This is a genomic window from Micromonospora sp. DT47 (assembly GCF_049844475.1).
Lineage (GTDB): Bacteria > Actinomycetota > Actinomycetes > Mycobacteriales > Micromonosporaceae > Micromonospora.
This window is the reverse complement of sequence record NZ_JBNCLC010000010.1, coordinates 103,532-128,367: the sequence shown is the minus strand read 5'-3', so window position 1 is coordinate 128,367 and position 24,836 is coordinate 103,532. Positions and strand designations below refer to the sequence as shown.

General features: G+C 66.2%; 20 protein-coding genes. 10 read left to right on the top strand and 10 right to left on the bottom strand.

The window, feature by feature from the left end:
- Positions 1-111: 111 nt before the first annotated feature.
- Both ACLQ2U_RS17725 and ACLQ2U_RS17720 read left to right on the top strand, forming a co-directional pair.
- On the top strand, positions 112-1,590 hold the full coding sequence (locus tag ACLQ2U_RS17725) for an XRE family transcriptional regulator (protein WP_425751774.1): 1,479 nt from the start codon (positions 112-114) through the stop codon (positions 1,588-1,590).
- Positions 1,587-2,519 (top strand): aminoglycoside phosphotransferase family protein, encoded by a 933-nt coding sequence (locus tag ACLQ2U_RS17720; protein WP_425751773.1) that lies wholly within the window; start codon positions 1,587-1,589, stop codon positions 2,517-2,519. Before ACLQ2U_RS17725 ends, ACLQ2U_RS17720 begins: the two co-directional genes overlap by 4 nt.
- Positions 2,520-2,646: 127 nt before the next feature.
- Here ACLQ2U_RS17720 and ACLQ2U_RS17715 read toward each other — a convergent pair whose 3' ends face one another.
- The 3 genes from ACLQ2U_RS17715 to ACLQ2U_RS17705 form a co-directional block, all read right to left on the bottom strand.
- Positions 2,647-2,904, bottom strand: coding sequence for a hypothetical protein (locus ACLQ2U_RS17715; protein ID WP_425751870.1), 258 nt, complete (start codon positions 2,902-2,904; stop codon positions 2,647-2,649).
- Between the two features lie 73 nt (positions 2,905-2,977).
- Positions 2,978-3,829, bottom strand: coding sequence for a ComEA family DNA-binding protein (locus ACLQ2U_RS17710; RefSeq protein ID WP_425751772.1), 852 nt, complete (start codon positions 3,827-3,829; stop codon positions 2,978-2,980).
- A 22-nt stretch (positions 3,830-3,851) separates the two neighbouring features.
- Entirely contained in the window at positions 3,852-3,980 is a 129-nt protein-coding gene (locus ACLQ2U_RS17705; RefSeq protein ID WP_425751771.1) for a hypothetical protein, read from the bottom strand.
- 388 nt (positions 3,981-4,368) lie between these two features.
- Between ACLQ2U_RS17705 and ACLQ2U_RS17700 the strand changes: the two genes are divergently transcribed.
- On the top strand, positions 4,369-6,735 hold the full coding sequence (locus tag ACLQ2U_RS17700) for a HelD family protein (RefSeq protein WP_425751770.1): 2,367 nt from the start codon (positions 4,369-4,371) through the stop codon (positions 6,733-6,735).
- A 151-nt stretch (positions 6,736-6,886) separates the two neighbouring features.
- Here ACLQ2U_RS17700 and ACLQ2U_RS17695 read toward each other — a convergent pair whose 3' ends face one another.
- Genes ACLQ2U_RS17695 through ACLQ2U_RS17680 form a run of 4 tightly spaced genes read right to left on the bottom strand, consistent with a single transcriptional unit; the run spans position 6,887 to position 8,262 of the window.
- On the bottom strand, positions 6,887-7,294 hold the full coding sequence (locus tag ACLQ2U_RS17695; protein ID WP_425751769.1) for a GIY-YIG nuclease family protein: 408 nt from the start codon (positions 7,292-7,294) through the stop codon (positions 6,887-6,889).
- A 10-nt stretch (positions 7,295-7,304) separates the two neighbouring features.
- Complete coding sequence (locus tag ACLQ2U_RS17690; protein WP_425751768.1) at positions 7,305-7,568, bottom strand: hypothetical protein; 264 nt, start codon at positions 7,566-7,568, stop codon at positions 7,305-7,307.
- Positions 7,565-7,828: a DivIVA domain-containing protein gene (locus tag ACLQ2U_RS17685; RefSeq protein ID WP_425751767.1), complete on the bottom strand. Its 264-nt coding sequence runs from the start codon at positions 7,826-7,828 to the stop codon at positions 7,565-7,567. The genes ACLQ2U_RS17690 and ACLQ2U_RS17685 overlap by 4 nt, the downstream gene beginning before the upstream one ends.
- Positions 7,825-8,262, bottom strand: coding sequence for a hypothetical protein (locus tag ACLQ2U_RS17680; protein ID WP_425751766.1), 438 nt, complete (start codon positions 8,260-8,262; stop codon positions 7,825-7,827). The genes ACLQ2U_RS17685 and ACLQ2U_RS17680 overlap by 4 nt, the downstream gene beginning before the upstream one ends.
- A gap of 162 nt (positions 8,263-8,424) precedes the next feature.
- Here ACLQ2U_RS17680 and ACLQ2U_RS17675 point away from each other — a divergent pair, with 162 nt between their 5' ends.
- A complete protein-coding gene (locus tag ACLQ2U_RS17675; protein WP_386984831.1) occupies positions 8,425-8,679 on the top strand; it encodes a GntR family transcriptional regulator in 255 nt (84 codons plus the stop codon).
- A 406-nt stretch (positions 8,680-9,085) separates the two neighbouring features.
- On the opposite strand, the gene ACLQ2U_RS17670 is transcribed toward ACLQ2U_RS17675, so the two are convergent.
- Both ACLQ2U_RS17670 and ACLQ2U_RS17665 read right to left on the bottom strand, forming a co-directional pair.
- Positions 9,086-10,432: a DUF6308 family protein gene (locus ACLQ2U_RS17670; protein ID WP_425751765.1), complete on the bottom strand. Its 1,347-nt coding sequence runs from the start codon at positions 10,430-10,432 to the stop codon at positions 9,086-9,088.
- Positions 10,433-10,942: 510 nt separating this feature from the next.
- Complete coding sequence (locus ACLQ2U_RS17665) at positions 10,943-12,739, bottom strand: AIPR family protein (RefSeq protein ID WP_425751764.1); 1,797 nt, start codon at positions 12,737-12,739, stop codon at positions 10,943-10,945.
- 684 nt (positions 12,740-13,423) lie between these two features.
- On the opposite strand from ACLQ2U_RS17665, the gene ACLQ2U_RS17660 reads away from it, so the two are divergent.
- Both ACLQ2U_RS17660 and ACLQ2U_RS17655 read left to right on the top strand, forming a co-directional pair.
- Positions 13,424-13,810, top strand: coding sequence for a very short patch repair endonuclease (locus tag ACLQ2U_RS17660; protein ID WP_425751763.1), 387 nt, complete (start codon positions 13,424-13,426; stop codon positions 13,808-13,810).
- Positions 13,811-13,870: 60 nt separating this feature from the next.
- Complete coding sequence (locus ACLQ2U_RS17655; protein WP_425751762.1) at positions 13,871-15,175, top strand: ATP-binding protein; 1,305 nt, start codon at positions 13,871-13,873, stop codon at positions 15,173-15,175.
- A gap of 18 nt (positions 15,176-15,193) precedes the next feature.
- Here ACLQ2U_RS17655 and dcm read toward each other — a convergent pair whose 3' ends face one another.
- The gene (dcm, locus tag ACLQ2U_RS17650) at positions 15,194-17,251 is read right to left on the bottom strand and encodes a DNA (cytosine-5-)-methyltransferase (RefSeq protein WP_425751761.1); all 2,058 of its coding nucleotides are present in this window, start codon (positions 17,249-17,251) and stop codon (positions 15,194-15,196) included.
- A gap of 231 nt (positions 17,252-17,482) precedes the next feature.
- On the opposite strand from dcm, the gene ACLQ2U_RS17645 reads away from it, so the two are divergent.
- Genes ACLQ2U_RS17645 through ACLQ2U_RS17630 form a run of 4 tightly spaced genes read left to right on the top strand, consistent with a single transcriptional unit; the run spans position 17,483 to position 24,817 of the window.
- Positions 17,483-18,961 carry an ATP-binding protein gene (locus tag ACLQ2U_RS17645; RefSeq protein WP_425751760.1) on the top strand — a complete coding sequence of 493 codons (1,479 nt, stop codon included), beginning with the start codon at positions 17,483-17,485 and terminating at the stop codon, positions 18,959-18,961.
- Positions 18,962-19,008: 47 nt separating this feature from the next.
- Positions 19,009-21,807: a Z1 domain-containing protein gene (locus ACLQ2U_RS17640; protein ID WP_425751759.1), complete on the top strand. Its 2,799-nt coding sequence runs from the start codon at positions 19,009-19,011 to the stop codon at positions 21,805-21,807.
- Positions 21,804-22,811 (top strand): PD-(D/E)XK motif protein, encoded by a 1,008-nt coding sequence (locus ACLQ2U_RS17635; RefSeq protein ID WP_425751758.1) that lies wholly within the window; start codon positions 21,804-21,806, stop codon positions 22,809-22,811. Before ACLQ2U_RS17640 ends, ACLQ2U_RS17635 begins: the two co-directional genes overlap by 4 nt.
- Entirely contained in the window at positions 22,808-24,817 is a 2,010-nt protein-coding gene (locus ACLQ2U_RS17630; RefSeq protein ID WP_425751757.1) for an AIPR family protein, read from the top strand. Before ACLQ2U_RS17635 ends, ACLQ2U_RS17630 begins: the two co-directional genes overlap by 4 nt.
- The last annotated feature ends 19 nt before the right edge of the window (positions 24,818-24,836 follow it).

The window sequence follows — 24,836 nt, the reverse complement described above, 5'->3', positions numbered from 1 at the left end:
ACGGCGCGAACATCGTCGATATACGCGCTACGTATACCGCTCCTCCACGGAGCGGATTCAATGGATAGGCTCGACTTCGGACACAGCCACCCGCGAATGGCGAGGTTGCCGGTGACACACGCGAACTGCCCCCGGTGCGGCGGACGACTGGCCCGCGACAACGACAGCGGACGCTGCACACCGTGCCAGGCCGCCGAGCGGGACCGGTTGAGCGCGCCACCGGTGGTGCCGGCGAGCTTCTGGGAGCACGCGCCCGTACGGCAGGCCTTGGCGGAGCGACATCTGGGGCGGGTGATCCGGGCGTACCGGTGCCATCCGTACCACGGGCGGTATCCGCTGCCGCAGACCGTGGTGGCGGGGTGGCTGGGGGTCACGCAGGCACAGCTGAGCCGGGTCGAGAACGGGCCGCCGCTGGTGCACCTGGACCGGATGACGCACTGGGCGCAGCTCCTCCGGATACCGGCCAACCGCCTCTGGTTTGCGCTTCCCGAGGCAGCCGTCGACCAGGCCTCACATCCACCGGAAGGAACGCAGCCCGGCGTCCGCACTAGTCCCGACCAGGATCATTCGATGGCAACTGACGAAGGCCGACGTGCCTTGCTGGCCGGCATAGCCGCCGTCGCCGCAGGCGCCGGCTTGCTGGGCAACCTGGCGCTCGCACGCCCTCGCCGGATCGGATCAGCGGACGTTGTGCGGCTCAACGCTGTCCTTGAGCTGTACCGGTCGGTGGACTACGAGTGCGGTGGCGGGCTGCTCTACCGGGAAGTCGACCGGTTCGCCCACTTTGTGTACGGGCTGCTCGACTGGTCTCACCCCGAGTCGCTGACGCCCCGATTCGTCGCTTCGATCGCGGCGGCCCGTCAGTTGGCAGGCTGGACAGCGCTCGATGCAGGGCTCCACTCTGACGCGCAGCGACACTTCGTCGCTGCCGAGCGGGCCGCGCTCGTCGCCAACGACACGCTGCTCACGGCGAGAGTCCGCTACTGCCAAGCCAGACAGTTGCAGCACCAGCGCCACAACCGGGACGCGCTCGCCACGCTGCAACTCGCGCGCACCCAGCTAGGCGCGGAAGCCACCCCGGCGGTCTCAGCGATGCTGTACGGCGCGGAGGCGGCGTCGCTGGCCGCCATCGGCGACCGCCAGGCAGCCCAGACAACCCTCGGCAGGGCGAGGGACGCCTTCGACCGGATCGCCGGAGATCGGGAGCCGGAGTGGATGCGCTTCTACGACCGAGGCGAACTTCTGGCCCAGTACGGCCGGGTCTACCGGGACCTCGCGCGCGCGGACCGCACCTTCGCGCCGGATGCCGTGCGCTGGGTGCGGGAGGCAGTCGCCGCATTCGGTCCCCAGAACGTACGCAGCACGGTGCTCAACGAGGTGGGCCTCTGCAGTGCGCTGTTTCTCGCCGACGAGCCACGGCAAGCGATGGCCATCGGTGGTCGGGTCATCAGGCACGCTGGCAAGCTGACCTCTCGGCGGACCGTCGACCGAGTGCGTAATCTCCGGCGTGACCTGGTCAAGCATCGGTCAATCCCCGAGGTCGATGACTTCGCGCGCACCCTTGCCGCCTTCGAGCCCGTGACTGCATGAGCGGGACCGGCCGCTTCACCAAAGACGTCATGACGGCGGCGATGCATCAGGTGGCCGGAGACTTAAGGGTGCGCGCCGACGATGCAAGACTGCTCCGGTTCACCAACAATGCGGTGTTCGCGCTGCCGTCCGCTGGCGTCGTCATCCGCATCGCCCGATCGCACCGGCTGCACCAACGGGTGCACAAGGTAATCGAACTCGGGCGGTGGTTCGAGCAGATCGACGCACCGACGATCCGACTCGCGCCGGAGATCGTGCAGCCGGTACAGGTCGGGGAGCTGCTGGCCTCCATCTGGCAGTACATCCCGTCGGCCTCACCAGAACCCACGGTGGACGACCTCGGGCGGACTCTGCGCAAGTTCCACAGTCTTAGCGGTCCACCGCTCTCCCTGCCAAGCTGGGACCCGGTCGGGGATGCAAGATCACGCATCACCGACGCGGAAGGGCTGAGCGACCACGATCGCCGTTTCCTGCTCGACTGGTGCGATCGCCTCGACCGGCCGGTCGCCGCTCTTCAGCAGCACGTTGGCTCGCAGCTCATCCATGGTGACGCCCACGTGGGCAATCTGCTGAGAAAGAGGGCAGGAGGCGCCGTGCTGTGCGACTTCGACGCCACCTCTCTCGGCCCCTGGCAGGTCGATCTGGCCGCGGTTGCAGTCGGCGAGGTCCGCTTCGGTCGGCGCGGAGCGCATGACGCCTTGGCCGCCGCATACGGGTACGACGTCACCGCCGATTCGAACTGGTCCCTGCTGCGCGATGCTCGCGAATTGAAGATGATCGCAGCCGCGGTTCCGCTTCTTCATAGCTCGACCGGCGTCAGAGAAGAATTCACCGCCCGCCTGCGATCAGTGCGGCACGGCGACCGCGACGCCCGCTGGACGCCCTTCGCCGAGGTCGCCCCCTCGCAGATCGCGAACGTTGCCTCGTAGCCGTCCTGATGTATCGAAAGCGAGATGCTGACGCCTCCACTCGGCCAGCATTGTCTGATTCGCTTCCCAGCCGTCTGGGAACTTGACCGGCACATCCAGGTGCACGGGCTCGCTCGACGGGTGGGCATCAAGCAACTCTTCGATCCCTGCCCGCGCCACGTGCCCGCCGGGCGAGCGAGGAGCGCCGGCGGGGGCTTCCATCGTGTAACGGCTGGGGAGCGGTGAAGCCGGCCAGCAGGTCGACCAGCAGGTGCTTCGTCCCCGCGTACGGGTGACCCAGCTGGTGTGTGGCGAGGCTGGCGCCGCGCAGCGCGGCCAGCTCGGTGCGGCCCTGCGCCGGCGCGCCCGGGAGCGCTTTCGGCCGGTGCCAGCCCCGGCTGCGCAAGTCGTCGAGTCGGTCCTCGTCGTCGGCCGGGTCCGGGGCAGCTCCAGCCGGGCCAATTCGTCGGCGACTTCGCTCAGGTAGGCGTGCCGCTCGGCGGGGTCGAGGCCACATCGAGTACGCGGCTCGGTGGCGGCGGCTGGCCGGCGGGCAGCCCCTGCTGCGGTACGCAGGTCACCAGGTTTCTGAGGTGAGCGAACTCGTGCGGCGCGAGGTTCGCGACGGCCGCGAACTCCTCCACGCTGCCGAACCCGCGGCGCACCTGCCGTTCGGCCACCACCCGCTGCGCACGCTCCGGGTGAAAGTGAGCAAGAGCGGCGAGCTGTTCGAACGTCGCCGCGTTGACATCCACGGCCCCTGGGGGCGCGGCCATTGGCGCCGACGGCGGTTGCGGCGCCGGTAGCGGCGACGGCTGAGTGGGCACGGGCGCCGCCGCGGTCCCGTTACCGGAGTAGGCGCCGGGCTGCGGCATCATCTCGGCGACGGCGGGCGGCGCGGATGTGGGCAGGGGCGGTGGCCCTGCCGGCGCCGGTGGCCATGCCTGCGCCGGTGGGTACGGGCTGACGGGCCAGGTGGGCGGCGGCGCCTGGGGCCGGGTGTACCAGGGAACGTGGCCGGCCCGCCAGCGCAGCCACGACGGGTTGATCAGGAAGCCGTGCACGATGCTCGCCACCCACATCGCCAGGAGCACGACCACTGCCACAGTGCTTAGGGTGCTGGTCTTGTCCGCCTCGCCGACAGTGGCGAAGGACGTCCAACCGATCACCAGGTAGACGATGCCCGCAATCCACCAGGCCGGGCGCCGGGCGCGCAGGCCGATGTAGAGGAATCCGGCCCCGGCGAGGAAGCCGCAGCCGGCGACGGGCAGCAGCAGCCAGAGGCTGTGCCGGATCCGCCAGCCGAGGCTCGCTCCCAGATTCGGGGGCACCGGTGGAGGCTGCCATCCTCCGTTAGACACGCTCGACATCTCGCTCCTCCTGCAGGCACTGCACGTTTACGTTGGTCCTCGCGTCCAGCGGGCCCTGCACCGCCGGCACGGCGGCTACGGCCAGCGGCAGGAACATCAGCGAGACTCTCACCGCGCCCCCTCGATCATGCCGCCCCCCGAACTTGATGATCTTCCACCAGGGCGGGCAGCGACGCATCATCGGGGCGGATAGCGCCAGGTGGACGGAACGGTGGGTCCGGGACAGCCAGCCGGTCCGATCTTGGCCTTGCCGGCGCTTCTGCCTGTGATCCGTGCCGATCGCGCTCGTCCATAGACCCGACCGGTCGTCCGCAGCGCCGAAAGGTTGAGCGGGCGAACATGCACTCGACCGAGCGACAAGATCGTTGACCGACCGTACGGTCAGGGGATCTTGAGCGAACTTGCTGAACCGGCCTCAGCGTCCTCGGCTCCGCGCGAGGAGGGCCGATTTGGTCGTAGCGAGGCGCTACGGTGTGCGCCATGTCAGCGGGAGGTCCAGGATGGATGCGGTCTCGGAAGAGTTGAGTCGCGAGCAGAAGTACTTCGACGCGGCATGGGACCACCGGGAGCGCATGCGCAGGAATCTGGGCCTCGCCGCAGGCGCTGCCGCCAACAGCGGCGCCGCCGCGAGGATCAGGCAGGACACCCAAGCGCGGCTGGACCGCATAGGCGGATCGGACGAACCCGTCGCCTTCGGCCGGATGGATTACGAGGACGGCGAGGTCTTCTACGTCGGCCACCACGCGATCTTTGATGACCACTCTGAGCTGCTCGTCATGAACTGGCAGGCACCTGCCGCCGCCCACTACTACGAGGCAAGTCACGCCGACCCGTTCGGCCTCCGACTCAAGCGCAGTTTCGAGTGCTCGAGCAACACGATCACGTCGTTCAGCGACACAGTGTTCGCCCAGCTCGCCGCTGACGTCGCCGAGCTGGAGGCGCACGAGGACGTCGACGACGCGCTCCTCGCAGACCTCAACAGCAACCGCACCGGCACGATGCAGGACATCGTCCGGACGATCCAGGCAGCGCAGTTCGATCTCATCCGCGCCCCGATCGACCAGCTGTTGGTCATCCAGGGCGGACCGGGCACCGGCAAGACAGCGGTTGCGCTACACAGAGTCTCTTGGCTGCTGTTCAACAGTCAGGGTCAACTCTCGGCCCAGGATGTGCTCATCATCGGCCCGAGCCCCACCTTTACGCGCTACACCCGCACGGTGCTGCCCAGCCTGGGTGATACGAGCATTGAGCAACGTGACATCAACCAGCTGCATCCACCGGTGAAACGTGGTCGCCAAGAGGATCCCGAAGTCGTGAGGCTGAAGGGCGACGGCAGGATGGCTGGGCTCGTGCGGCGGGCGCTCTACGCTCGGGTCGGGCCGCCCGAGGGACAGCATTGGGTAGAGGCGCAGATCGAGGGCCGCCCCGTGCCGATGGCCGCCGAGGAGCTCAAGCCGCTGATAATGCGGTGCCGTGCCAGCGCCGGCACATACTCCGAGCGCCGGCACTTGTTCCGGGACTTGCTGACCGATCTCGTCTCCCCCCGGGTCCGGGTGAGTCCGCAACGACTGCGGACGGCACTCGATCCCGTCATGGACCGGCTCTGGCCGTCGTTCACCGCCGCATCGTTCCTGCGTGAGCTCTACGGTTCCCGCGACCGGCTGATGGCAGCGGCGGGCGACGAATTCACGGCCCGGGAAGTTTCACTGTTGCACCGGCGGCCCGCCGATCGGCTCTCGGAAGAGACGTGGAGCGATGCCGACCTTGCGGTGCTCGACGAGGCCGAGCACCTCATCAACAGCGTGGAGGCCCGATTTACGCACATCGTCGTCGACGAGGCGCAGGACCTCTCCCCCATGCAACTGCGAGCCATCGCCCGCCGCTCTGCCAACGGATCCATGACCATCGTCGGGGACATCGCTCAGTCGACCGGCCACTGGGCGCGTGACGACTGGGACGAGCTTCTCGATCACCTGCCTGCCGATCTTCCCCAAGTCCGCGAAGAGCTGCGTTACGGCTACCGGGTACCTCGACAGGTCTTCGAGCTTGCGGCCCAGCTCCTGCCTCTCGCCGCTCCCACGGTGCAGGCACCGCACATCGTGCGGGACGGTCCGGCCGAGCCTCTCATCCACCGGATCGACGGGGACGAGCGTGCGGCTGAGGCCGTCCGCGTCGCGATGGGGCACGCAGCCCACGGTCGATCCGTAGCCATCATCTGCCCCACTTCCTGCCGCCCGGACACCGAACGAGAGCTGAAGGCCAAAGACGTGGCCTGGCGTGCCGCGTCCGCCGGTGAGCTCGGCCCAGGAATCAACCTGGTCGGTCCTCAGGAAGCCAAGGGCCTCGAGTTCGACGCGGTCGTCGTCATGGAGCCGGAAGACATCGTCGCCGAGGACGACCGGGGCCACCGCTTGCTGTATGTCGCACTGACCAGAACAACCAGGTATCTCGACATCGTCTGCGTCGGAGACCCGCTCGCTATGGACGACGACGACCGCGGATCGGACGATCCGACAACGGAGGGCGTCGATGAACCCTCTGATGCGGGGACCGGCGATGCGGTCGATGCAAAGAAAGGTTCGGAGTTCGAACCGGACCCGGGGGGAGAACTCCTGGATGAGTTGGTCGGTTCGAACTCGGACGCAACCGATGGGTCAGATGCGGCCGAAGTCAAGGACGGCCCGCACGTCCGTCCTCGCGCGGTGGTGGAGCCTTCCAACGCCCCGCCACCGCGAGGACCCGTCTCCCAGCGGTTCGTCGACCTGGCGGCGGAGGAGGTAGTCGCGCTACTCCGCGGTACTGTCGCGCCGAATCTGTGGAAGTCCGTACTAGCCAGAGCGGGCGAGGTCCTCGACGCAGAAGGCTGAACCACGGCGGCAGCTGGCGGGCCATCTCACGTAGGTCCTGGTCCGTCGGAAGGGGGAGCCTCGGCGGATCTTCGTCCGGTTGGGCCTCGGGGGCGTCGGTCAGGAGGCCAGAGCCGTTCCGGCTTGGGGCAGTCACCCACGCGCCGCTCCGCTATTCGCCACCGTCCGCGTGACGTGGCTTCGACACCTGCCGGTTGAAGCGCGGCTTGAGGGCGACGACCAGGGCTTCCTTCGTACCCTCCGGGTTGTCGGTCTCCTGCCAGCGGACCTCGCGCCGACTCAGCCAGCCGGCGATGTCGGCGGCCGACGCCGCGTTGTCCGGGGTGTCGAGGAGCTGTCCGACCTGGTCGTGCAGCACCGACGAGTCGCGGTTGCCGGTCAGGTGCTGCCGGAGGCGATCCCGCAGACCCCGCCTGGTCCGGCCGACGTAGATGACCACGCCGCCGTCGAGGACCACGTGCACGCCGGGGGCGCGGGGAGCGCCGGCGACGGCCGCCATGGTGTACGGCTGGGGAGCCGTGAAGCCGGCCAGCAGGTCATCGTGCGCGGTGTCGGGCATCCCCGGGACGCTACCGGCGTGGGCCCTCATCCGTGGCCCCGCACGGGCCGTCATGGTCGTCGCGGCGTCGGCAGCGGCCGGCGCGGTCGAGCTTGGCGTCACACCAGATTCGGGTACGCAGGAACTGGCGATCCTCCTCGCTGAGGGTGGTCTCACCGAAGTCGATGGCGGTGACGTGGCCGAGCGAGTCGCGCAGGGCCACGGCGAGGGTGGTGGCCTCGTCGAGGCTGGTCAGGGTGGTGGGAAGGTGGATGATCCAGCGGGGTGCGGTCATCGCTGCCACCGGCTGTTCGGTGAACCTGGGTCTGGGTGGCGGCAGCCGGTGTGCCGAGACTGCCACTGCCGCAGCGCCTGGCGGATGCGTTCGGCCTCGGTGTTCGCCGTGGTCAGCTCGCGGTGCAGTCGTTCGAGTTCGTCGGCTACCCGGTTGAGGTAGTCGTGCACCTGGGCAGGGTCGAGGCCGCGCCAGCGGGTGTCGAAGGAGGCGATGCGGGCGTGGTGCGGCTGCAGGCGTTCCCCGGTCACGTAGATCATCGCTGCGGCGCCTCCTGCTCGGCGATCAGCGCGCGGATCTGCCGGTCGGTGAGGCCGCGTTGGTCGAGGACCCGGCGGCCCCAGCGGTGCAGCCGGCAGGGGTGGGGTGCACGGTCGTTGCGGCACCGCGGACCGTCGGGCCACTGCTCGGCGGCGTGAACGGTGACCGCCTTGACGGCGAAGCTGACGTCTTCGGCAGTGACGTGGCGCGGTATGGGTAGTTCGCCGAGGATGTCGTCGATCGAGTCCATGGCCCTCCTCAGGTGGTGGGTGGCGCCGAGGCGGGCGGGGACGATCGGTACGGCCGCGCGTCCGTACCGGCCGGAGCCCAGCACCCACCCCGGGCCTGCTTCCTGCTCGGTCGCCGACAGGCGGCCGAGCAGACGTGTTCGGCGTCGGAGCAGCGCGCCGGACCCGGAGTTGGATAACCGCACCGGCCGTAACTGCTGCTCCGACGAAGGCAGGGACCTCAGTGCCTAGCTGGGGCCTTTCCTCGCCTTCGCACCCTACCGGCATTGCTGGTAAAGTCAACGTTGCTCTTGAAGTTCTCCTGGCTGCCGTGATCAGATGTGTGGGCCTAGCTGGGAGTACTTCGCATGCCCGCACCACGGAAGTTCGAGCCGCACTACCGGCGGATCATCGCCGACATCAGGGAGCGCATCGCCTCCGGTGAGTGGCCTCCCGGCCACAAACTGCCGTCCACCAAGGCGCTAGCCGAGATGTATGAGGTGGGCAGCCAATCGACTGTTCGCCAAGCCGTGACCATCCTCATTGAGACCGGAGAGTTGTACGGCCATCAGGGGTTGGGCGTTTTCGTCGCCGACCGGGCCGGCAGACAGTCTGAAGGCTGAGCGCGGGGCACGCGAGCATGGACGGGGTGCCGCCGAGGCTGCCCCACCCGCGCGCGTACCCAACATCCGGTCTCGCGAGTAGTGCGACTCATCGCTGGTCAGCCGCACGGTCAGCCCTACGGCCGGATAGTCCTCTAGGAGATCCGGTGGGTCCGGCAGCCCCGGATCTCAGAACGGCGGGCGGCGCCCAGCATGGCACTCTCGTCATCCCGGAAAACCGGTCCGCCCGGCCCCCTCGGGTCACTAGGTCCCGGCAGTTCGCCAGGGTGGCGCGGTTGCACGGGGATGCCTTAGGCGCCGAGCCCGTGCAGTAGACGGAACTCGGCAGGCGGGCGAGCTTCCTGCCCGCGGGTCTGGTCGTCGTCGACGTCCAGCCACGAGATTGTCGACAGCCCAGGGGTGGATGTCATCGGTCCGACCAACGATGGACGTCGCCGGCTTCCGCCACGAGGAAGGCGTCGATGTGCAGCGCTGCGAGACTCCGCCGGGTCTCCGCGAGGAGATTGCGATAGCGGCCGAAATCCGGGAAGGCCATCGCGACGTTGTCGCGGGGATTCGCATCGCGCAGTCGTACCACCTTGAGCAGCGCATGCGCGTACCAGTGGCCCGCTTGGGTGCTGGCCTGCGTCGGCTTGGTTTCGGCCGACCGGCGATGGTCGGCGTACGACTTCGACGGGTATCCCTTGACCTCGACGTGCAACCGCAGGCTGCCGCGGCGGGCTTCGATGTCGGTGCCCTGCTGTCTGCTGGCGGTGTTCATCACCTGAGTGAGCGACCACCCCTGCTGCGTCAACCAGCCGCACAGACGCGACTGGACGTTTCCCTCCCAGAACCACTCCCGGGCGGCGTCAGACGGGTAACTGGCGGGAGCCAATCCCAAGTTGGGTACGACGGGGTCGGCCGGTCCGGTGATGATCCTGTTCACGATCACTCCAGGGGTGGCGTCGCGAACCAACCATCCTTGTTCGGCCAGCACACGGCACCGCTGATTGATCTGCTGGTGCAGCTTCCCGGTGAGCCGAGCCAGCTCGGCGTCGGTCAGTCCGCTCGGGTTCTGCCGCAGCAGTCCGACGATGTCCTCAGCGATGGTCATGTCGCTGGCCCTCCAGGCACCCAACCCGACTGTGGTGCCAGATGACGATGTCGGCGATCCGGAGGACCGACAGCTGCCGATCGTCGGGCGTCCTGATCGCCCTTTACCCAACACGCCCAGCCACTCCTGGTTGGCCTTGAGATCGCTCAACAGGACCGCGAAGAAGTCCGCCGGTCGACTCTTCGCTGTCCCGTAGAAGCCTCGTAGCACACTGTCGTAGAGCGGAACAAAGTGCGGACGCAGCCGGTGCAGGACCTTGCAGACGGTGACGGCCGTCCACCTACGTACGTCAGCCGTCAGTTCGTTCGCCTTTCGTAGTACCTGGAATGCCTCGTCGTCGATCGAGTCGAGCTCGAGGAATGCCCGAGCAGACTGGTCTGAGTCGGCGGGAACCAGATCCAGGACCCGTTGCATCGCCTCACGCAGCTTCGTTGCAGGGCTCGGTCCGGGCTGAAACAGGGGGATGACCTCAGCGTGACTGAGCCGGAGGCTCAGCAGGTTCGCGGCCAAACAGTCCAGGGGCGTCAACTGGATCGGTGGGGTGTACCAGCGGTCGTAGCTGCCGAAGGCAAACCCGGCCGACGGGTCGGTGTAGGCACTCAGGTGCTGCTCCGCGCAGGGCCGCAGGGAAGCAATCGTCGGCGCGATCCGATCTGTCACAACTGCGCTCCCCCGCTAGCTGGAACTTCCATGGACCGGCATACCTGGCCCGGCATCTCGTCAGATCATTCGGCTCGTAACCCGCTGACGAGACCGCCCGGAGCCAGAGTTGAAGACGCTGACGCCCATCTGCGTCCATTGAGGAATTCTGACCCTCAATCGGGAGTCGCGGAAGACCCGAAAGGACCACGATCGCGCTCACCGGCGTCGCGCGGGTCCTCAAGGCAGGATTCGCGCCAGAGATCCGTGCAGACCTCAGCCATGGCGCTGGCCTTTCGGCCGAGGCGACCGGCGATCTGGACGGCCTAACTATGCACCTCCGAACGTCAAGCCCGAACTCGTCGCCCATCCGACCTACCGGAAGAACGTCAGACTACTCAAGGACGCCGGAGTAGTCGCAGCCCAAGCTCCAGCCAGAGTTACGGTGGCATGCGATCACCGGCAGCATAGTTGAGGGGCCGCCCCAGAAAGAGCGGCAACGACGCCTTCAGCCGCTCACACGCCCCCGATTTATGACCGCTGCGTTGGCATACCACGAACACGCCCCGCACGAGCATTTTTCGCTCGAGAGCGTCGACCATCCGCCGCCGGAACTGCCGCTTGTTGCACCCAGCACTCCCCTCGCAGATACTCCTTTCCCCGGTCGCGCAATTGCTCGGTGATCAGTTCATCTTTAGCCAAACGATCAAGCATGAGAATCCGCTTCGAACGGTGAGCTTTCTCGTATTCATGTTGGATTATCTTTACAAGATCTCTGGCGGTTGCAGTCGTGAAGTCGGCATCTTCAAGCCTCGCCACAGCAGTCGTCCTCGGCCGCTCCTGACCCGTCAACACCATCCCAAGAAGCATAGCCAAGTGGTACTGATAATCCTCAACGATGCCAATTCCGCCATCAATAGTTAGATGGTCTGCTGCAGCCCTGAGAATCTTGATGCATGAATAATACGTCGCAAGCTCGCACTTGTTATCGAACACAACCTCATAGACACCTTTATCGAAGATAGTGCTAGGATTTGCACGCGCAACATGGGGGGTTTGAACCAGAACACTGAGGACAGATTGACCTATCTGATCGATGGAAACTATCCGCTCAACCGGCATTCCGAGGTTGAAGTAATACCGCCGACGGCGCTCGTAGTAGAGCCCCCTGTCGAGGAGGTACTCCTCAATCTGCCTCTGAACGCGATCCGTTGCCCTCAGAGCGCTCGGACCGAATTCTGTCTGGCTGTTCGTGGCGCGAATTATCCTATCTCGCACCACATTATCCTTTGCCTCGATCACTTTGATCAAGACACTCCTGTTGTCGCTGCGGTAGCTCGTTGGCTTTCGCTTATATATTTCTGTCGAAGTCTGCAGGCCATTAACAATCTGAGGCGACTCTAACTCGAGCATCTTGTTTGCCGGACGAACCCTGGAGGCAACGACGGTTACACCATTATTGAGCCACCAAAAATCCTCGTCAGCGTCAACCGTTTCCAGCGTTTCTTGAATGCTCTTATTTACGTCGGTGGCACCCTCGTAGTCGCGAACATTGGCCTCAAACAGCGTCCCATCCAGTTCGCCATTCGCCCCAGTGATGAAGCGCTCATAGTCTGATAGGCGAACCACTGCGACGTAACCGCCAGCCGTGTCGGTAGAGATGGGGTTCTCGGCCAGCTGCAGCTTACGCGTTACACGCACTGGCTCGCGGGACAGGTCCGCTACGGCAGCAGCATCAAGAAACCTGACCGACGGCTCCGCGGCTCCGAAGAGGCTGGACAAACACTGCTTCAGCTCCTCGCCCTTGCGCTCAATTCCTGGATGCAAATACTGCGCCTTCAACGAGGCGAACACGACGAAGATCCTTAGCTCCGGCAGATCCAGCGTCCGGTACGTGTCAAGGAATCTTCGAGAAATCTCTATAAGTCGCGAGTTGACCGTCTCAGCCAGGGATTCTTCATCTCTACCAAAGACCAAGAGCTTTGGAAGGCTCAACATCAGTTTCTCAATGGGCGACTCAGTGAACCCTGAAGTGTTCTTCACCTGCAGGATGTAGAGGTCGAGGCGTGCTCGCCTCCCAAGCACTTTCAGGGGAGTCTCATCTCGCACACACAAAGAGTTTGCGAAGAGGTACATCCCATCAACACCACAGTCCTTTTCCCCGTCCACGATGCCACTCAGAAGATCGTCGTGACCTGGGTTAAGCTTCTTCAGAAGTTGTTTCGCCACAAAGAACGTCTGATGTCGAGCAGGCGGCATTGCTGGAGCAGACCGCTGATGCTCCCGCTCGATCATGGCCTGAAGCAGGAAGACATCATTTGCGTTCACGTAACCTCCAGAGGCCGCCCGGATTAGGAATTGACAGCGTCGCGGAATCGGCTTGAACGTATAAACACCTTAGAAATTTGAGAGGCAGCTAGCTTAACGGCGGCACCGATCACCAGCGTCGACCTTCTCAGCTACGTGCGGCGGCTACCACGCCTCGCTGAGCCCCAAAGCATCGTTCGCTCGATAGAGCGGCGATCACACTCTCCGGCTCAACCGCGCCCGCTCTTCCAGCTCGAAAACCATGGCCCCTCACCTCCCCACAAGGTGTTCCGGGGACATTACCGGCCGGAGTCCTGCCAGCGGGACCCCTTCATTCGGCGGCTGCCAACCCTGCGCCGGCCACCCGGCGGCCAGCACGACGATGAGTGCCCGCCTCACGGATGGAGCGGGGGGTGTCTGGCTACACGCAGCCAAGCATCCGGCCTGCGAAAACGAGACGGCGGTACCGTTCATGGCAACTTCTCAGTCGACGCGCACCACGGGGCTGGGTGGCATCTATGAATCCGGAAGGTGTCTGAGATCTGACACTGCCAGGGTTGTGGGGACGCGAGTGGTAGGGATGAGGCCATGCAAGGGGTTGGGACGCCCGCAGCAGGGGGCGAGAGCGCGGCGACTAGGGGCGGCACCGAGGAGCCACCCGCCAGTCGTCGGCCAGTTCCGCTGAGCGAAGCGGTCTCGAACCAGATGAAGCTGATGCGCCGAGCGTCCACAAAGCCGGAGCTGCTCATTCGCAGAGAGCTTCACCGTCGTGGTCTGCGCTTCAGGGTCAACCACCCCGCACTGCCGGGCCGTCCTGACATTGCCTTCACGAGAGCGCGACTCGCCGTCTTCGTCGACGGCTGTTTCTGGCATCAGTGCCCGGAACATGGCGTCATGCCCAAGAACAACCGGGAGTGGTGGCAGGCGAAGCTGCAGCGCAACGTCGAGCGGGACAGGGAGAAGGACGCCGCCCTGACAGCCCTGGGCTGGCAGGTGCGGCACTTCTGGGAACACGAGGATCCCGCAGCCGTGGCGGAAGAGGTCGAGCAGGTATGGCGGCATCTGCGGACCTCAGCCGAACCTGGCTCATGATCACGACCGGGGTTGTGACATCCTGGTCGTCACCAGGGACGAGCTGACGGAGGTGGGCAGATGCCCGGCAAGGCGTGGTTCGATGTCGCACCTTCAGCTGCACGCCTGACGAACTCGCTGCGCGACATCGGTTACGACTTTCCGACCGCCGTGGCGGACATCATCGACAACAGCGTCGCCGCCGGCGCGTCGCGGGTGGAGGTGATGATCGAGTTCGCTGGGTCGAAGACGCGGGTGTACATCGCTGACGACGGACGCGGCATGTCTCCCGGAGCGCTACTGGAGGGACTCCGGCTGGGCACACGCCGGACGTACAAGGCTGGTGAACTCGGCCGCTACGGGCTGGGGCTGAAGACCGCATCCTTGTCGCAGTGCCGCTCGGTGGCGGTGATTTCCCGGAGCACCCCCGACGTCGTGCGGACCTCAGCCCGAGTCCTCGACCTTGACATCGTCGAGGAGTGGGACCAGTGGGTGGTGGTCGACCCTGGCGCGGATCCGGATGTCGCCAGAGCTCGCCAGTGGCTGGCCGAAGGGACGGGAACTGTTGTCCTCTGGCGCAACCTCGACCGCGTGCTTCCGGAGAACCGCCCCGAGGGGGGCTGGGCACGCCGCCGGCTGGAAGCGCTGGCGACGAAGACAGCGGAACACCTCGGGATCGTTTTCCATCGATTCCTCGAAGGGGTGGGCGGCCGCGCTCCGATCGTGATCACTGTCAACGGTCAGAAGGTTCGCCCGTGGAACCCGTTCGCTCCTGACGAGGAGGGCCGTTCTGACCTGCCCGCACAGCGCTTCGAGATCGCTGTCGGTGACGTCTCCGGGCACGTTGACCTGCGTCGTTTCATCCTGCCGTCCCGTGACCGGTTCTCCAGCCCGAGCGAATTCGAGCGGCTGTCCGGGCCACTGAACTGGAACCGACAGCAAGGGCTCTATGTCTACCGCGCCGACCGGCTGGTGCAGTGGGGTGGCTGGAATGCCATTCGCGGCATCGACGAGCACACCAAGATGGCCCGCGCCTCGCTCGACTTCAGCACGGACCTCGACTCGGCCTTCAACATCAACGTCGCGAAGATGCGGGTCTCACTGCCAGCCCAGCTGCGTCAGATGCTGGAGGCGCCGGTCAACGAGCTGTGCGCCTACGCCAATGACGCTTACCGCAAGAGCGCCCGGGTGAAGGCAAAGCCCTTGCCACACGACCTCAACGCGTCCGCCGACGTGCGGTCCGCCACCCAGGCGGCGGCGACCACCGGGCTCGCTCTGAGAGCGGCAGCGATGCAGTCCGGCGAGTGGGCCGCCTGGCAACGGATCGCGGCCACCCTGCGCAAGGACGCCCCTGAGATCGCCCAGTCGCTGGGCTTGGAGCCGTGAGCCGCTGACGGACCCGGCTCAGAAGAGCCGTAGCGGGTCCGCGCGCGACTCCGAGCAGAGCTTCTGGAGCGGGCAAGCGTTGCACTCCGGTTCCACTGGTCGGCACAGGCTGTTGGCCAGCTCGACCAGCCCCAGATGGGCTCGCCGAGCATCCGAGTCAGCGCCGATCATCCGGGCGATCTCCAAGCGGCCGTCCGTGAGCCGGTTCCGACGATCGACAGGATCACCGCTGAAACGGGCGGCGACCCGCAGCACGCCCTTCGTCACGAGAACGGGCTCTTCGGAATCCTCTTCGCCGTGCGCTGGGACCACGAGAATCGCCAGGTCAGCCACCGCTTCGGTCAGCCCCGGGACCTGGCGGAGCTGGTCGTCATCCTGCAGCAGCTCCGGGTTGTCCGCGAGCCGCCCGGCCAGCTCCATAATCGCCCCGGCGCGGCCCGGCCGCGAAGCCCACTTGCTGATTTCCAGAAGCTCAGCCTCCGCCAGCACGGTTTCCTGCGGCTCCCGCCACCGCGCCAGGAGCGGCCAGATGAAGCGCACCACCTCGGCTGGCGCCCGGTCGAGGAGCATCTCGGCCTGGATGACCTGCCACCGGGTCTCGGCCCTCAGCCACGGGAGGCCACGCACCACGGCGCTGTCGAACCATGCGGCGAGGAGCGCAGCGATGTCCTGGGTCGTGGCCGCCACGGGTCGAGGATCGTCGAGGGCGGCGCGGACGGCACCGGCGAGATGCTCACCAAGCAGCGGCGGAACGGCGTTGCCGATCTGACGGAAGGCAGCAGAGGGGGGGCCGGCGAAGCGGAACCAGTCCGGGAAGGTCTGGAGTCGCGCCGCCTCGCGGACGGTGATGGTGCGGTTCTGCCGAGGATGGATGTACCAGTAGCCGTCCTTGGCGATGTGCGCCGTGATCGTGCGGGACAGGTTGTTCTCGTCGAGCCGCTTGTACTTGTCGTCGAAGATGTCCTCGCGGTACCGCTTCACCTCGTCCGGGAGGTCCCGGTACCGCGTGGTGGCGTCCATTGCCTCGAAAGCGCGGGCATCATCCTCGCGGACCGGCCGCGTGACGTGGTCGAAGATCTTGTTTGCGTCGTCCGCAGGCACCGACTCCCGCATGCGCCGCTGGAACTCGCTCTGCGGCCGGTCGTAGTCGCTCCAGCCCTCCGCACCGCCCGCCGGCCGCCATCCGCCTTCAACCTCGGGAAGATCCCCGATGGCGTTCCAGACGGTCACCCGCTCGCGCTGCTCCTGAGGCCAGGTGAATTCCGCTCCGTCCCGGAGCGCCACCAGGATGAGCCGCTGACGGAACTGCGGGACGCCGTAGCGGAAAGTCTCGACCGAACGCTCCTCGACGGAGTAACCGATCGACTCCAGCTCATGGACCATGGTCCGGAGAATGAACATCTCCTTGTCCAGTGCCATGTCCGGCACGTTCTCCATGAGAACGGCCTGAGGACGGGCGGTACGAGCGATCTCGAGGAAGGAGCGCCACAGGTCCCGGCGCTCGTCGTAAGGATCGCGCAGCCCGTGGCGGACCCGGTGCCGGATCTTCGAGCGCCCCGCCTTGGAGAAGGGTTGGCAGGGTGGGCCACCGGCGAGGAGCTCCACTCCGGCAGCCTTGATCAGTTCAGCCACCTGTCGAACGCGCTCCGGGTCCCCGAGGTCCCAGTCAACGCTCATTCCGCCGTGGTGGTGACGGTGGGTCTCGACCGCTTCCTCGTCGTGGTCCACCGCGATCACGACCTGATAGCCAGCGGCTTCAAGTCCCAGGCTGAGGCCGCCGGCACCGCTGAACAGATCGGCGGCGAGGCGGCCGCCCTTGGCTCTGAGCGTCGACGCAAAGGAGACGAGCTCCTCGGGCTCGGAGCAGGCGTCAGGGTGCGGAGCAAGGCGAACGAAAGGACCCCGAACCAGCTTGACCCCGTACCCACGGCGACGAGCAGGGGCGGCGGCGGGCTGGTCTTCACTGGTCACGATCAGGCAGGTTACCGCCAGGTCGCCCGCGCCGACGACAGCCCGTCCCGACACACCGCCACGGCTTCGGGTGCTGCCGCCAACCCAACCGTTGACCTGAGGCAACTACCAACCGTATGGACCGAAGCCCGAAGGACAAAAAGGACGCAGGGCTCCGAACGACAACAATTGATCTTGACGTCCCCTGTGAGAGGAGCGTCACGTACCTATACTCGCGCTGTCCCTTTCCAGATCCGACGCCACGCTCATCTACTGACTGACGCAGATCTGCCGGACAGCACCGAACGCGACCGTGCGGCGCCCCGAGCTCCGTGCCCGACTGGAGCCGATCCTGCATTGAGCTACGACATCGCCAACCCGGATCCCGCCGGAACCATCACCTCTCTGCGGTCTTTCGGGTACAGCGTCGAGGCCGCCGTGGCGGATCTCGTCGACAACAGCGTCTCGGCCGGCGCCCGGCGCATCGACGTCTTCTTCACCTGGGCGGGCCCCGCCTCGTGGGTCGCGGTTGTGGATGACGGCCGAGGCATGACGACCGGAGACCTCGTCAGCGCAATGACCGTGGCGGCGCGCGGCTCCTTCAAGGCCCGAGTCTCCGAGGACCTGGGCCGCTTCGGCATGGGCCTGAAGAGCGCCTCGTTCTCACAGGCCGCCCGGTTGACGGTCGCGACGATATCCGAGGCCGGCGCGGAGGCGGCCGTTCGCACGTGGGACCTGGGGGTCGTGTCGGCCACCAGCGAGTGGCGCCTGTTGCACGGCACCGACAACGAGACCGCGACGACATTGGACCAGCTGCGCCCGGACAACGGCGCCGGCACGACGGTGATCTGGCGGAGCCTGCACCGGTTCGACGTCGACGGCCTCACAACGGACGACGCTCGGGCGCAGAAGCAGTTCTACGCCGAGGCGACCCGCGTCGAGGAGCATCTCGGCATGGTCTTTGCGCGCTTCCTCACCGGGCGAAACCGGATCACGATGACGGTCAACGGCACTCCGGTGAAGGCGTGGGACCCGTTCCTCAGCGGCCATCCGTCGGTCCAGCGGCTTCCGACCGAGGAGTTACCGGTCGGCTCGCACACCGTGCGAATCGAGCCGTTCATCCTGCCGCATCCCAAGAAGCTCGACTCAGAGCAACAGGAACAGGCTGCCGGGCCCGCTGGCTGGCTCGACCAGCAGGGCTTCTACGTGTACCGACGGGACCGGCTGATTCTCGCTGGGGACTGGCTCGGCATCCGCGGGTTCCGACGCGATGAGCGGTACAACCTGGCGCGGATCGTCGTGGACGTACCCGCCGAGGCCGACGCCGAGTGGGCCATCGATGTGCGGAAGTCCACGGCGGTGCCTCCGGTGGGTGTCCGGCGTCATCTCCAGCGCATCGGCACGGCTACTCGCAGCAGGGCCGCGGAGGTGCTCAGCCACCGCGGTCGGATCGCCGCCCGAGAGCACGGCGCCGAGTTCATCTACGCCTGGCGGGTGGACAAGCGCGACGGCAGCATCCGGTGCCGCATCAACCGCGACCATCCGCTTGTGCGGGAGGTGATGCAGGGCGGGCCCGATGCGGCTGTTGACGCCAAGGCGCTGATCAGACTGCTCGAGGAAACAGTCCCTGTGGCCGCGCTACGGATCATGCACGACGGTGACGTGGCGGACGACCCCGAGCCGTTCCTCGGAGCGGCACCCAAGGAGGTGGGCGACGTTGCGAACCGCATCTACGCCGCGTTCGTCGCCCAGGGCCGGACCCCTCGAGAGGCGAAGGAGCGACTTGCGCTCATGCCGCCCTTCGACCAGTTCGACGGCTTCTGGCAACAACGCTGACGGCCCTACCGCCGCCGACCGCACATCAGATCAACGGGGAGGGCCACATGACCGCGCAGACGCAGGACAACCATGACGCGATGCAGCAGGCGATCCGGCTCGTGCTCGCACTGCTTCCTCAGGACCGTCAGGCAACGCACGACGAGATCGCGGAGAGTGTCGATCCGATCTGGGTGATGCAGCAGTCCCGCGGCCAGTTGCTTGACCGGGACGTCCTGCTCAAGGAGATCGAGTCGCGGGTTGCGGTGTGGCAGGACGACTCGGTCGGGTTGAAGGACGACCGCAACCACATCGAGTGGCTAACCGAGGCTCAGCTGGAGCGCAGCTGGGACTTCTGGGACCGCTACCGCCGGTATCTCGAGGATGTCCGCCTGATGCCGCCGCGCGTCGTCCGCCGACTGGACCAGAGCACGGACCGCATCCTGCGCCAGATCGAGGACCCCGGGCGTCCGGGCGCCTGGCGTCGTACCGGCCTCGTGGTCGGCCAGGTGCAGTCGGGCAAGACCGGCAACTACATCGGCTTCGCCAGCAAGGCGGCCGACGCCGGTTACAAGCTCATCGTGATCCTGGCCGGCATTCACAACAGCCTCCGGAGTCAGACCCAGCTCCGGGTCGATGAGGGCCTGCTCGGCTTCGACACGCAGTACCAGCAGCGCTACGACGAGACCACGAACACCGCACGCATCGGCGTCGGAGTGATGCCAGGCGTGAAGCGGCTGAAGATCGCGTCACTGACGAACAGCGCGGAGGGTGGGGATTTCAAGCAGCAAATAGCCAGGAACCTCAACCTGCCGATCGGTGACTACCCCGTCGTTCTCGTGATCAAGAAGCACAAGAGCATCCTTGAGAACGTCCGCAAGTGGATCGTCGAGGTTGAGGGCGTGCCCGTCGGGGACGGTAAGTCCAAGGTCGTACGGGACATTCCTCTTCTGGTCATCGACGATGAGGCGGATCACGCGTCCGTCGACACAACCAAGGACGATGACACCGATCCCTCGACGATCAACCGCTCGATCAGGCATCTGCTCAACAGCTTCGACAAGGCGGCGTACGTCGGATACACCGCGACGCCCTTCGCCAACATCTACATCAAGCCCAAGGCGGACCACGACACGTTCGGGCTTGACCTGTTCCCCGAGAGCTTCATCGAGAGCCTGCCCGCGCCTTCGAACTACCTCGGACCGGAGCGTGTGTTCGGGCTGAGCGCGACGGACCCGGGTGACGACGGGATCAGAGCTCTTCCGATCTTCCGCCCCGTCCATGACCACGAGGCCTGGATGCGTCCGCGGCACAAGAAGGAATGGGTGCCGCCGGAGGAACTTCCCCTGTCACTCCGCGAGGCGATCGATTCCTTCATCCTGACGTGCGCCGCCCGTCGGGTACGGGGACAGGGCTCTCAGCACAACTCCATGCTCGTCCACGTCACGCGGTTCGTCAGCGTGCAGAACCGGATCCGCGACCAGATCGACGAGCACGTCAGCCTGACGCGTGACCGACTCCGCGACGGCATGGGCGGCGAAGCCGCCCATGTGCTCGCCCAACTCCGACTCCTGTGGGAGAGGGACTTCGCCACCACCAGTGCGACGTTCTCGGCGGAGGAAGCCTCGCCGGTTCAGTGGACCGACGTTGAGAAGGAGCTGCGACCGGCTCTCCGGAAGATCGATGTCCGGGCCGTCAACGGCACCTCCCGCGACGCGCTCGAGTACTACGAGAACCGCAAGGCCGGTCTGTCCGTCATCGCCGTGGGTGCGGACAAGCTCTCCCGCGGCCTGACGCTGGAAGGCCTCAGCGTCAGCTACTACCTGCGCACGTCGAGTATGTACGACACGCTGCTGCAGATGGGCCGCTGGTTCGGCTACCGCCCCGGTTACGAGGACCTGTGCCGGCTGTACACGACGTCCGAGCTCTTCAACTCGTACGGTGAGATCACTGCAGCGGACAACGAGCTCCGTCAGGACTTCGCGGAAATGGCGCGCCTCGGCCAGACGCCGGAGAGCTTCGGACTGCGCGTCCGCGCTTCTCCGGCCGGGCTGGCGGTCACCGCCGCCAACAAGATGCGACGCGGCGTCAAGGTGCGGCTCAGCTACTCCGGCGAGCTTCCTGAGACGACAGTCTTCAGCCTGCACCCCGAGGCTGTCCGGCGGAACTTCTACATCCTCGAACGCTTCATCACCGGCTTGGACGAGCAGAGCAGCCCGGAAGCCGACGGGACCAGCCTGGTCTGGCGAGGCGTGCCGCCCACCGAGATCGTCGACGGTTTCCTCGACGGATACATCTCAGACCGCGGTTCCTACCGCGTGCGTCCGGCGCTCATCGCGCAGTACATCCGTGGCTGCGTCGCGGTGGGCGAACTGTCGAGCTGGACGGTGCGGCTGGTGGGCACGCCCACCGGAACGCTGCGCGAGATTGGCGCCCACCCACTTCGCCTCGTGACCCGTTCCCGTCCGGACGGCTTGGAGGCGGAACCAGGCCGGCACACCATCAAGCGCGTGCTCAGTCCGGCGGACGAGAGCAGGGATCTGCCCGATGATCTGCGAACACGCGCTCTGGAAGCGACGAGCGCAGCTCGTCGGCTCGAAGCCGACCGCAAGGGGAAAGAGTTCAAAAAGCCGACCATTGCCACGGGGCAGCCGCTGCGGAGGTTCCGACCAGTGCAGGAGCCCCTGCTTCTGATCTATCCGATCGAGCACCCCGGCGCTGAAGCGGACGTGGACCTTCCTCCGTTGGTCGGCTTCGCGATCAGCTTCCCGTTCTCGGAGCACCCGACCGAGACCGAGTACGTGGTCAATGACGTCTGGAGGCAGCTGGAGATCGATCTCTTCGATGACGAGGATCCGGACGAGTGAGGATCGGAGAAGAGGACTGGGCGCCTCTCGAGGCTGAGCATCACCCGTACGGCATCGTCGCCCGGCGCCTGTTTCCACGATCGCGGCACGACATCTTCCTGGCGGTTCAGCAGCCAACGGGGAGGCGGGTGCTCCTTCTGCGGGTGCCGGCGTCTGCCGGTCAGACGGTGGCCGAACGGTATCCGTCGTTGCCCAGCACCCGAGGTCTTGCGATCGAGTTCGCGACGGCTCCTGACGGGAGCACTGAACTCCGGGTCGTCCTTACCGCGGACGAGCGGCGGGAGGTCTTCAATCCGCTGATCACCGACGTAGCCACGACCGCACACGCAGCGGAGGGCCCCGTTGAGGCTCTGACTGCGGCCATCGAGCGCTTCGAACAATGGCGTCATCTCCTCCAGTCCATCGGTGACACAGGGCTCAGTGAAGAGGCACGACGAGGTCTGTTCGGCGAACTGGTCGTCCTACGCGACCACCTTTGTCCGGTCATGCCGCCTCAGAAGGCGGTGTCGGCTTGGCGCGGGCCAATGGGGGCGAATCAGGACTTCGAACTGGCCACCTGTGCAATCGAGGTCAAGACCGGGACGGGAAGAAGCCCCCGGAGCATCGTCATCGCGAGCGAGCGTCAGCTCGACGACACCGGGACCGATCATCTGCTGCTGGCCCACCTCTCGCTGGACGAACGTCGGGGCGGCTCGGGCGAGTCGCTCAACGCCGTCGTCGGCTCGCTGCGGGAGGCGTCACCGTCGGCGGCGGTGCGAGCAGAACTCGATGATCTGCTCATCCGTGCCGGCTACCTCTCCGAACACCGGCATCTGTACGACGAGCTCCGCTACACCGTCCGGGGAACGGACTTCTGGCACGTCACCGACGACTTCCCGCGCATCACGGAGGCTGACCTACGGCCAGGGGTCGGGGGCTGCCGCTACCGAATCAGCACTGTCGGACTGGACCAGTACGGTGTCTCCGCCCAGCGGGTCGCCAGGATTGTCAAGGGGGAGGCATGAGCCAGACCAGCCTGTCGGCCTACGCGCAGGAGCTCGTCGCTGATGTGCTCGCCACAGCCGAGGCGGAGAACGCCACCGCTCCGGACACCTTCACCCGACGGGTGCTGGATGAGTTGGAGCAGGCCGGTGAGGTGGAGAACACCTTCACCGCATACCACAAGGCGCTCGGTCTTGAGGTCAACGGCTACGGGATGAACGAGTCCCTCGGGACCCTGGATCTGTTCATCACCCAGTTCAGCCTTCAACCCGAGGAAGGTCGTCTGACCCGGAGCCAGGCCGAGGGACAGTTCAAGCGACTGCTGACCTTCGTCCGCAAGTGCCGTGAGGGTCTGGCGAGGGACATCGATGAGTCCTCTGACGTGCATGACATGTGCGTCGCGGTCGAGAAGGCTCTGCCCGACGCTCCCCGCATCCGTCTGTTTCTCCTGACGGACACGATCAGCGCCGTTTCAGCACTCCCGCCAACCGAACTGGACGGCCTGGCCGTCACTCATGAAGTGTGGGATCTCACCCGCCTCCACCGTCTGGCCTCTTCGGGGACCCTCAGCGAACCCATCGCGGTGGACTTTGACCCACCGCTGCCCTGCCTGGCGACCCCCGAGACGGACCGTAATTACTCCGTCTTCCTGGCGATCATCCCGGGACAGGACCTCGCCGACCTCTACGGCCGGCACGGCACCCGGCTGCTGGAGCTGAACGTCCGGTCGTTCCTGCAGACCAAGGGTGGGGTCAACAAGGGCATCCGGGACACTCTGCTGCACAACCCGGATCGCTTCCTGGCTTACAACAACGGGATCACCGCCACCGCCTCGACGGTGGAGTTCACTGAGCTCCCGGAGGGCGGTCAGGCGATCAGCCGGATCCACGATCTGCAGATCGTCAACGGCGGTCAGACAACGGCCTCGATCCACTACGCCCACACCCGGGACAAGGCGGACCTCAGCCGGGTGCACGTCCAGATGAAGCTGACCCGGGTGTCCCCCGACCGCCTCCAGGAGATCGTTCCCGAGATCTCCAAGTACTCCAACACCCAGAACAAGGTCACGGTCGTCGACTTCAGCTCGAACCACCCCTTGCACGTGGGAATCGAACAGGTCACCCGGTCGCTCTGGGCGCCAGCGGCGGACGGGAGCGGGCAGGAGACCCGCTGGTTCTACGAGCGCGCGCGCGGACAGTACACCGATGCCCTGGCCCGTGAGCGCACCCCCGCGAACCAGCGCAAGTTCAAGAGCCTTCACCCGACCGCTCAGAAGTTCACCAAGGCTGACGCCGCCAAGTTCATCCACTCCTGGGCTGGCCTCCCTTACCTGGTCAGCCGAGGGGCCGAGAAGAACTTCCGCGAGCTCATGATGAGGATGGGGGACAACGTTCCGGCCATCAATGTCAGTTACGCGCAACGGCTGCTCGCCAAGGCGATCCTCTTCAAGGCCACCGACAAGATCGTCGCGGCAAGGGACTTCGGCGGATACAAGATCAACATCGCCGCCTACTCGATCGCACGCCTCGCTGAGGCCACGAACCGACGTGTCGACCTGGACCGCATCTGGCGGGAGCAGCGCCTGACGCCGGCTCTCAGCGCTGCCCTCGACGACCTGTGTGCGCCCGTCCGCGAGGTGATCGTCAACCCGCTTCGGGGCGGCACCAACATCGGCGAGTGGGCGAAGCGCCCGGACTGCTGGGAGGCGGTGCTCGCCATCCCATGGACGGTTCCCGACGAGCTCGCGGCGGAACTGTCGGATCAGCCGCTCGAGGACAGCGCTCCGACGGCTTCAGATGACAGCGCCGAGGGCGACGTCGCCTCCGTGATGGTGATCCCTGCTCCGGAGTGGTTCGCCGTCGCCCGCTGGGCGAAGGAGACCAGAAACCTGCACCCCTGGCAGCGACAGCTGGCCGACACCGTGGGCCGCTACGTCAACAACAGCTGGACGGTCACCGACAAGCAGGCGACCCAGGCGCTGCGGCTGATGGTCGAGGCACAGCGGCTCGGGTTCCGCCCCGCTTCCTGACCATCGGCGCTCATCAGAC

Excerpts from the sequence above, each read along its gene's own strand:
- ACLQ2U_RS17720 (WP_425751773.1), top strand. The coding sequence starts at position 1,587 with ATGAGCGGGACCGGCCGCTTCACCAAAGACGTCATGACGGCGGCGATG.
- ACLQ2U_RS17695 (WP_425751769.1), bottom strand. The coding sequence starts at position 7,294 with ATGCCCGACACCGCGCACGATGACCTGCTGGCCGGCTTCACGGCTCCC.
- ACLQ2U_RS17660 (WP_425751763.1), top strand. The coding sequence starts at position 13,424 with ATGAAGCTGATGCGCCGAGCGTCCACAAAGCCGGAGCTGCTCATTCGC.
- ACLQ2U_RS17630 (WP_425751757.1), top strand. The coding sequence starts at position 22,808 with ATGAGCCAGACCAGCCTGTCGGCCTACGCGCAGGAGCTCGTCGCTGAT.
- ACLQ2U_RS17685 (WP_425751767.1), bottom strand. The coding sequence starts at position 7,828 with ATGATCTACGTGACCGGGGAACGCCTGCAGCCGCACCACGCCCGCATC.
- ACLQ2U_RS17700 (WP_425751770.1), top strand. The coding sequence starts at position 4,369 with ATGGATGCGGTCTCGGAAGAGTTGAGTCGCGAGCAGAAGTACTTCGAC.
- ACLQ2U_RS17690 (WP_425751768.1), bottom strand. The coding sequence starts at position 7,568 with ATGACCGCACCCCGCTGGATCATCCACCTTCCCACCACCCTGACCAGC.
- ACLQ2U_RS17655 (WP_425751762.1), top strand. The coding sequence starts at position 13,871 with ATGCCCGGCAAGGCGTGGTTCGATGTCGCACCTTCAGCTGCACGCCTG.
- ACLQ2U_RS17640 (WP_425751759.1), top strand. The coding sequence starts at position 19,009 with ATGACCGCGCAGACGCAGGACAACCATGACGCGATGCAGCAGGCGATC.
- ACLQ2U_RS17675 (WP_386984831.1), top strand. The coding sequence starts at position 8,425 with ATGCCCGCACCACGGAAGTTCGAGCCGCACTACCGGCGGATCATCGCC.